This window comes from Phytoactinopolyspora endophytica (assembly GCF_004138495.1).
GTDB classification, from domain to species: Bacteria; Actinomycetota; Actinomycetes; order Jiangellales; family Jiangellaceae; genus Phytoactinopolyspora; species Phytoactinopolyspora endophytica.
Genome location: NZ_ML142874.1, coordinates 8,737 through 14,851 on the forward strand (window position 1 = coordinate 8,737; position 6,115 = coordinate 14,851).

The window sequence follows — 6,115 nt, forward strand, 5'->3', positions numbered from 1 at the left end:
GGAAGTATGTGAAGTCCTACCCGGAATGTGACTACGTGCGAGACCAGCTCGCACCGAAGACCACCATTAGCACCTATAACAAGTGTTCGTGGCGACGGTAGTGATCCACGGCGTCTTCCTGTCGCCCCACCCCGTAGACCCTGATGAGCTCGGCAAGCCCGGGGTGGTCGCCGACAAGCGCCGCAGCCACGTCGTGCAGCTCTTGCCCTGACGCGACCGCCCGCAACAGTCCCCGAATCGCGGCGACGACGTCGTCCGGCGACGGCTTGGCCGTCGTCGTCTGTGCGCTATCGGTGGAGCGCACATACGACGAGCTCGTCAGGACGCCGCTGACGGAGCGGATCTCATCGATACGGCTCTTCAACTCCTCCGGGCTCACCTGACCGGCCTCCGCCTCGTCGGCCAGTGCCGACAGGGCATGGATCCGCTGCATCGCGGCGGGGTTCCCCATCTTGACCCGCCGTGCCCCCATCAGCTGGGACAGCATCGGCGCGGACACCCCGACCGTCGAGGCCAGCTGTGACTGGGTCAGTCCGAAGGTGTCGATGAGGCGCCGGAAGAGCTCACGGAGAGGCGCTCCGTAGAGTTCCGCTTGTGCGTCACGGTTCCGAGCGAGCTGCTCGTCATCCACCGAAGGGTCACCCCGCTCTTCTGTTGGCCATCCGGCCGCCACGTATTTGCAATTGCGAACTGTCGAGTCGATGGTACGCGATGCCCCACGCGCGCGTGCACCGTTGGGGTCGCACCGAACAGGCGACGCCCCGATCAAGACATCCTCGGCCAAGAGTTGACTTTGCAATCGCAAATCTATAGCTTCGCTTTAGCAAACTCACCGCGAAGAGGAGGGACGGCCACAATGCCGTACGCTCGACGACTTCTGGCCATTGTCGCCACGCTGCTGCTCAGCGTCGCTGCGGCAAGCTCGGCCCACGCCCAGCTCTCACAGAGCACCCAGCCCAGCGACAACGAGATGGGCAGCCTCATGCTCGTTCTCGACTCCTCCGGGTCCATGGAAGAGCCCGACGCATCCGGGACCACTCGCATCGAGGCAGCCCGCACGGCGTTGCACAGTGTGGTCGACGATCTGCCCGACGAGGCCACCGTCGGGATGCGGGTCTTCGGCGCATCGGTCTTCTCCCGCAGCGACGCCGGCGCCTGCGAGGACTCGCAACTCGTCGTGCCGATCGATACCGGCAACCAGAGCGACCTGAAGGCCGCCATCGACGAGTACGAGCCGTACGGCGAGACGCCCATCTCCTACGCACTGGAGGAGGCTGCAGCGGACCTGGGCGACGAGGGGCAGCGCACTATCTTGCTCGTCTCCGACGGCGAGGCCAACTGCGATCCTGACCCCTGCGAAGTGGCCGAGGACATCGCCGCACGCGGCATCGACCTCCGGATCGACGTCGTCGGATTCGACGTCGACGGAGCCGCACGAAACCAACTGTCCTGCATCGCGGACAAGGGCAACGGCACCTACTACGACGCGGAGAACACCGAGGAGCTCACCGAGAGCCTCGACACGGTCGCGGCCCGAGCCATGCAGCCCTTTGAGGTGACCGGCACGCCCGTCGAAGGCACACCCGAGTACAACGGAGCTCCCGAGTTGGAGGCCGGCGGGCAGTACGTCGACACGGTGCCGGAGCTGGACGCCCAAAAGTTCTACACCATCGACCGCAGCGCCGAGGGTTCGAACATCATCGTCGGCGCGTCCGGACGCCCGGACGACCGTGGCCAGCTCGAGATGCGTATCGAGACCGCCGACGGCGACGAATGCGACTGGAACTACGCGACGGCGCTCAACGACACCGGCTACTCCCTGGTGGCGGGATCCGTAGCGACGCTCACCCAGTTCCATCTCGACCCCGACGACCCGTGCGCCACCGCCGACGATCTCCGGCTGCGCATCCAGCAGAACACCACGGCCGGCACCGCTGACTTCGCGGGTACGCCGATCCAGTTCAAGCTGTGGGAGTACAGCGCCGCCGGCAACTACGACGACCTTCCCGAGCCCCAGCAGTACAACGACATCCCGTGGGAAGAGATCAACCCCGACCGTGGCGACACAAGCGAGGTCGACGGCGCCCCGTCGTTCGGTGAAGCGCCGGAGCTCGAACCGGGCGAGAGTTACACCGACACCGTCGTCCCCGGTGAGATGCGCCTGTTCAGGGTGCCGGTCGAGTGGGGCCAGCGCCTGCAGGCACAGGTCGACGTCGATCCCGCGGACGGTGCGCTGCGTGACCAGCTTGACGCCGCGTCGACCATAGGCACGCGCGTGTACGGTCCGGCCGGCGGTGACGCCACCGACATCGCCATCGGGGAGCGGATGAGCGAGATGAACCTCAGGGGAACCGCGGGCGCCCAGGTCCACGCCTCGACCGTGGAAGTTCGGTACCGCAACCTTGAGTCCGTTCACGAGTTCATGAACGCCGCCAGCATCGCCGGTGACTACTACATCGCGGTCTCGGTCTCCGAGGACGGCGACGGCGACGAATACGAGGTCCCGTTCACCCTGACCACAAGCCTGATCGGTGAGGCAGGCGCCGGGGCGCCCGAGTTCACCACGGTCGAGCTGCCCGAGGACGGAAACACCACCGAAGATCCGGCCGACGACGCCACCGACGAGCCCGAAGACGACTCCGAGCCATCGGCGGACGCCACCGACACTCCGGCTGACGACGGCACAGAGGACGAAACCCCGGCCGAAGCGGAGCAGCAGGAGAGCGACACGACCCAGACCGTCGCCAGTGACTCCGAGGACGGCGGGCTCACCCCGGCCACCGTCGGGGTAGGTGTGGGCGGGCTGCTCCTCCTGACCGGCGGCGGATACGGAATCTACCGTTTCATGCGGATGAGCTCCTGAACCTCTGCCACACAGTTATGAGGGCGCACGACGCCGTGCGCGAACTGCACCGAGTGAGCCCATCGTCGCTAGGTCGACGGTGGGCTCACTGCCATGACGTCGGCGGCGGCACCGCCGTCAGAGCAGCTGCGTTATAGCGAAGACGAGCAACACCAAGCCGGCCGCCGTCACCCCGAACGAGATGACCAGGCCCCGACGACGCTGGGCGCTTCTTACGGATTCGTGCGACGGGTGCGTAGACGGCGGAGGCGGCGGCCCGGACGTCCCCCGGTCGGACGTGGTGTCGGCCTCCGTCGTCGATTCGGATCTCGTGTAGGACCTCGTCGCCGCACTGTGAGAAGCAGGCTGCGGCGGGGGTGGCGGCGCGGCCTTAGGAGTCGGGGCCGGCCCCGCTGTTGTGTCGGGCGTCGTCCCAGAAGCAGCAGACTGCGCTGTCGCGGCGGCGTTGAGGCGCGCGGGGGCGCCATCTGCCGGCGCAGTCTCCATCGGTGGTGGCGGTGCGTCCGCACGGGGGCCGTCGCCGTCCCAGCCGGAGGGAAGCGGCGGCACCTGGTCGAAGATCTCGACGCCCACGCCGTCGTCGTCCGGAGTGACACCCCGGGCCGGTACCAGACCTGTCGACTCGAGTAGCTGCCGTGCCTGCGGAGCCGAGGAGGGCCGGTCCACGGGACTCTCTCGGACCAGCTCGCGCACGACCTCGACGAGGCCACCGGCGCCATCCCGCGTGGCCAAGGCGTCATCCGGAACCACACCGCTGCGCGGCCGGGAACCGAGAAGCATCTCGATGGCGGTCATTCCGGCTGCATACAGGTCCTGGCGGGGGTCAGGGTCTTCTCCCCGCAGGACTTCAGGCGCCAGGTAACCAGGCGTGCCGACCACCACGTCGGTGTGGGTCAGCCGCGGCTGGCCCACCGGTGCGGCGATACCGAAATCGGACAGCTGCAGGTGCGGGGCGCCTGTCCCGGTCGGCTCGAAGAGCAAGTTGGCGGGTTTCACATCGCGGTGGATGATGCCGGAGGAGTGAATCGCCGACAACGCGTCGAGGAGCTGGTCGAGCAGCGCCGCGGCCCAGGCCACCGGCAGCGGGCCGTGGTCGCCGACCAAAGTGGCCAGCGACCCGCCACGCACCAAGGGCATGGTGAACAGGACTCGGTCGTCCTCCCCCGCCCAGCCCAGCGGCATCACCACGTGCGGGTGGTCGATGCGGAACGACTGTTCGCGCACGAAACGCAGCAGGGATGTCGCGTCGACCTGGCGAAGTACCTTGGCCGCGACGTAGCGCTCATCCCGCCGGTCCCACACCCGCCAGACCGCGCCCATGCCGCCCTCACCTAACGGATCGACGAGCTCGTAGCGTCCGGCGAAGATTTCTCCCACGGCGGACCATCGTAGGCGTTCCGGCACGTCACGGCAGCACCACCCTTCGCGGCAAGGGCTCTGCGCGGCATCGGCACTTCGATACCGCCAGATGCGATCAGCGGGGCGAATCCGGCCTGAGATCGCATCGGGCGGTATCGAGGTGGTGCGACGGTATCGAGGTGGCGGGACAGTACCGATCAGAGGCCGAGCTCTGGGGCTTCGGCGAGGAACGTGTCCAGGACGCCGTCGCCCATCTGGATGACGCCTTCCGTCCGTGTCTCACCCGGGATCGTCTCGACCTCCCCCGCGGCCTCGATGAGCTCAGACGCCTCGCCAAAGTGCTGTTCGGCTTCCTCATCGTCGCCGTCGACACGAGCCTGTAGCCCGTCCAGCGCGCTGACCAACGCCCCGCCCCACAGCGTCAATGACTCCATCCACGGGCCGACGTCGTCGTGGAATAGGGGGTCCGCCACGCCGTCGGTGATCACCTTCGGAGCGGACGCGAGCAGCTCGGCATACGGCCGAAGCTTGTCCAACGCCTTCTGGTGATCACCCGCGTCCCACGTCGCGCGGAACTCGGTCAGCCGACGGTCCAGCTCGGGCGCTGGCGGCTGCCACGCTTCCCCGGAGAACATCGGCGCCCGGTGCTGCAGATCGAAGAAGGCCAGCAGCGCCTCCGTCGTCGCGGCATCACCGCCGGCCAGGTAGTCTGCGGCCACATTCCACGTCCGGTACGGGTCATATGCGACGTCGTTCCAGCCGAAGTCGGCCCCGCCGAACAGAGCGACCTTGCTGGCCGACGCCTGGTTCATCGGGTTCAACACGATCCCCGACACCTGCGTGTGCAGGCCCGCCTCGCGCTCCGCGTACGGAGCCATGAGCAGCCGACCCGTCGTCCACCAGAAGTCGTTGACCGGGTAGTTGTCCCAGATGAAGACCGGCCGGCCCCAGACATCGGCGGCCTCCGCGGCTTCATCGACGCTGATGCTCGGTGGCACGACGTCGGTTCCCGTCCACATCACCTCGACCCGTTCGTCCAGCTGTTCGCGGATGGTCTGCTTGTACGGCGTCTCGTCGACGTTGTCGTACTCGGTCGGGACGAACTGCAACGGGTTGACGCCGTCGCGCTGGTCCAGGAACTCACGTTGGACCGCGTTGAGCAGATCGACCTGAGCCTGTCCGGCTGCCCCGCCGGACGGATCGCCGTACGTCTCCTGGTCGGCCGGGCAGTTCCACTCCTCGTAGCTGATGTCGTCCAGCGCGATCGAGAAGCTGCGCACGCCCAGGTCGTACATCGCCTGGAGCTTGGCGAACAGGGCATCCCGGTCGGCGGGATCGCTGTAGCAGATCGAGACGCCCGGTGAGACCGCGAAGGTGAATCGGACGTGGTGATCGACGGCCTGCTGCACCAGCTCACCGAGCTGCGTATACAGCTGGTCCGGGTACGGATCGCGCCATTGGTCTCGGTGGTAAGGGTCGTCCTTGGGCGCATAGATGTATGTGTTCGCCTTGATGTCGCCGTAGAACGCCAGCTGGTCGAGCCGCTCCTGGTGGCTCCACGGGCTGCCGTAGAAGCCCTCGATCGAGCCGCGCAGCCTCATCAGCGGGTAATCAGTGATGGACACCGCCGAGATCGCCTTGTCCGTGACAAGCTGCCGCAGCGTCTGCGCGCCGTAGTAGATGCCGTCCGGGTCCGCTCCGCCGATCGCGACCAGCCCACCCGAGGCCTGCGCCTTCGACGCGAGAGCGTATCCCTCGGCAGACAGGTCCTCGCTGGGCACAGCTCCTCCGGCATCGCGCAGCGCGTCGTCGACGGCCGGTGTCCCGGCGGCTCCGACGACGACGGTCAGCCAGCCCGGGCGTTGCCTCATCTCGTCAAGGTCGACGACGTCG

The 6,115-nt window shown here is 67.4% G+C and carries 4 protein-coding genes; 1 reads left to right on the forward strand and 3 read right to left on the reverse strand.

Annotation, left to right across the window (positions count from 1 at the left end; all coding sequences use genetic code 11):
• Window positions 1–73: 73 nt before the first annotated feature.
• Window positions 74–631, reverse strand: coding sequence for a helix-turn-helix domain-containing protein (locus ELR45_RS31560; protein ID WP_129669826.1), 558 nt, complete (start codon window positions 629–631; stop codon window positions 74–76).
• Window positions 632–856: 225 nt separating this feature from the next.
• Between ELR45_RS31560 and ELR45_RS31565 the strand changes: the two genes are divergently transcribed.
• A complete protein-coding gene (locus tag ELR45_RS31565; RefSeq protein WP_129669827.1) occupies window positions 857–2,863 on the forward strand; it encodes a vWA domain-containing protein in 2,007 nt (668 codons plus the stop codon).
• 117 nt (window positions 2,864–2,980) lie between these two features.
• On the opposite strand, the gene ELR45_RS31570 is transcribed toward ELR45_RS31565, so the two are convergent.
• Both ELR45_RS31570 and ELR45_RS31575 read right to left on the reverse strand, forming a co-directional pair.
• Window positions 2,981–4,240, reverse strand: coding sequence for a serine/threonine-protein kinase (locus ELR45_RS31570; RefSeq protein ID WP_129669828.1), 1,260 nt, complete (start codon window positions 4,238–4,240; stop codon window positions 2,981–2,983).
• Between the two features lie 179 nt (window positions 4,241–4,419).
• Window positions 4,420–6,115: glycoside hydrolase family 84 protein (locus ELR45_RS31575; RefSeq protein WP_129669865.1), on the reverse strand; the 1,696-nt coding region annotated here is incomplete at its 5' end.

Bases quoted from the DNA above. Each gene is read 5' to 3' on its own strand.
- ELR45_RS31565 (WP_129669827.1), top strand. From the start codon at position 857: ATGCCGTACGCTCGACGACTTCTGGCCATTGTCGCCACGCTGCTGCTC.